At 54.6% G+C, this 2,483-nt stretch carries 2 protein-coding genes; one reads left to right on the top strand and one right to left on the bottom strand.

Annotated elements, in window-relative coordinates:
* Nucleotides 1-233: 233 nt before the first annotated feature.
* Nucleotides 234-1,940: a mechanosensitive ion channel domain-containing protein gene (locus V6D20_09300; GenBank protein ID HEY9815974.1), complete on the top strand. Its 1,707-nt coding sequence runs from the start codon at nucleotides 234-236 to the stop codon at nucleotides 1,938-1,940.
* A gap of 57 nt (nucleotides 1,941-1,997) precedes the next feature.
* Here V6D20_09300 and V6D20_09295 read toward each other — a convergent pair.
* Nucleotides 1,998-2,483 (bottom strand): hypothetical protein (locus tag V6D20_09295; protein HEY9815973.1); only part of this gene is annotated, 486 nt, incomplete at its 5' end.

The following is a 2,483-nucleotide window of genomic DNA, read 5'->3' as shown; positions in this document are numbered from 1 at the left end:
GGCTAGGATTATGGGGCATGAACCGGGTCTGGCTCGTTCGCCATCTTTCCCTGCGGCTGATGACTGGATTGAGCGGACGATTGCCGGATTTGGCCCAACCTAGCTTGAAAAGCACTGTAGACTGCTCCTAACGAGCGATCGCCCCATTTTGCGCTAGCCTCCGGGTACAGGGGGGTATCCCCTTGAGGAGAGATAACGCCAGACTGTTGCTTGAGACCCTACTAGGAACGTTTATGAATCGTCACGCCTCCCCTTGGAGCATCCGCTGGATGTCCAGGTACTTCATGCTGGGTTTGGTGGGACTAGGGGTTAGTCTGGTGCTTGGGATTGCCCCAGGGGCGATCGCCCAACTCACTCCATCGCCCGAATCCAAGCCAGTTGTCCTAGATGGCCAAATCTTATTTCAAGTTAATTCTTCAGGAGCTTTTGGAGCCGAGGAGCGTGCTCAGACGGTCAATGAAAAGCTAGAAATGGCAATTGAGTTAGATGATCCCCCTGAGATTGAGGTTGGCGAGCGCACCAAACTGCCGATCATTACCCTCAATGAGCAACATCTGATTACGGTGACTGAGGCCGATGTGCCGCCTGGAAGCACAGCCTATAATCAGGCCCTAGAGTGGCAAGCAACCTTGGAATCGGCTTTAGACCAAGCCCGCACAGAGCGATCGCTCTCCTATTTGCGCTGGGCAGCCCTATTATCCGGCATCATCCTGGTGATCACAGCCCTCATTCAATGGGGTCTGCAGCACTGCTGGCGTCACTACGTCCAGCCAGTCCTAATGTCTCAGTTTGTGTCCGACCCGAACGGTGAAGACGATGACACAACTGATGATCAGCCAACCGATATCAGTGACCCACCGCCCAACCGCCTCTTAGATGCCCTGTTGAGTCTACCGCCCCTGATGGCGCGACTGGGGCTATGGACTGCCAGCCTGCTCAGCATCACTCGGTTATTTCCTTGGAGCAGACAGTGGGGCTATGTCGTCAGTCAGAGTCTCCTGTCGGTGTTTACCTCCCCGGCAATTGACCTAGGACGCAACGACTACTCGATCTCCGACATGCTGCTGCTGTTAACGTCGGTGGTCGTGCTGTTTATTCTGTCCAAAATCGTCACCGATCTTTTTCGGGCAAAGGTTTTGGCGGTCACCGGGGTCAATCGTGGAGCCCAAGCCACCATCGCGATTATTGTGCGCTACAGCCTAGTCTTTTTTGGCAGCCTTGCCCTGATGCAAATTTGGGGGATTGACATCAGTTCCCTAGCTATCTTGGCCGGTTCCCTAGGGATTGGGATTGGCTTTGGTTTGCAGGATATTGCCAAAAACTTTGGTAGTGGACTCGTGCTGGTGTTTGAGCGTCCTATCCAAGTCGGCGACTTTGTGGAAGTGGGCGAATTTCAAGGCACCGTCGAGCATATTGGGGCCCGCAGCACCCTCATTCGCACCCTCGACCAGGTTTCTATTATTGTGCCAAACTCTCGGTTCCTCGAAAATGAGGTGATTAACTGGAGTTTGGGTAACCCCGTCTCACGGATTCGCGTCCCCGTAGGGATTGCCTACGGATCTGATATTGAAATCGTGAGAGACGTCTTCCTCCAGGCAGCCCGCAGTCACCCAGTTGTGCTCAGCACGCCGCCACCCCAGGTATTTTTCAAGGGGTTTGGCGATAGTTCCTTAGACTTTGAGGTGATGGTGTGGACAGCAGAACCGAGTCAACAAATTCGCCTCAAAAGCGATCTCTATTTCGCCATTGAAGCCCTGCTGCGAGAGCATCAGGTAGAAATTCCTTTCCCACAGCGAGATCTCCATGTTCGCTCTGGGCAACTGCCGATTACCCTCACACCCCAGATGGAGCAGTGGATCCAGCAACTAATGACGACAACGTCGTCCAATGGTCATGCCCATCATCCAGAGAGCGATCGCTCTGGCGACTCCCTAACCTAACCTTGAGGAGTAGATCAAGGCATGACCCATCCCTCAAGCGATCGCCCCCATCGTTGCTTAACCGTCTCGCTGAATCTCCGCCAAGATTTCGTCGAGGATCTCCTGGGCACCTTGATTTCTCAGGCTCTGAGCAAGCTGAACGCCGAGAGATTCGGCCTCTGCTGAGGGTGCAGACAGGGTATCTTTGACCAACCGCTTACCATCTAGGCTGGCCACCAAGCCCGTCAAGGTTAGGGTATCGCCATCAAGGGCGGTGTTGACACCAATGGGCACCTGACAACCGCCTTCCAGTTCCCGCAGAAATGCCCGCTCGGCATAGCAGCGCAGCGCCGTAGGACGATGTTCAATCGCCGTCAGCAGCGCCAAAATATCTGGATCACTGCTGCGGCATTCAATTCCCAAGGCTCCTTGACCCACCGCATGGAGGGAAATTTCCGCCGGGATGATCTGATGAACGCGATCGCCCATACCAAGGCGCTCAAGACCAGCCACCGCTAGGATGATGGCATCATAGCCACCGTCATCCAGCTTTTGCAGACGGGT

The organism is Candidatus Obscuribacterales bacterium (genome assembly GCA_036703605.1).
Lineage (GTDB): Bacteria > Cyanobacteriota > Cyanobacteriia > RECH01 > RECH01 > RECH01.
This window is presented reverse-complemented; position numbering and strand designations above follow the sequence as displayed.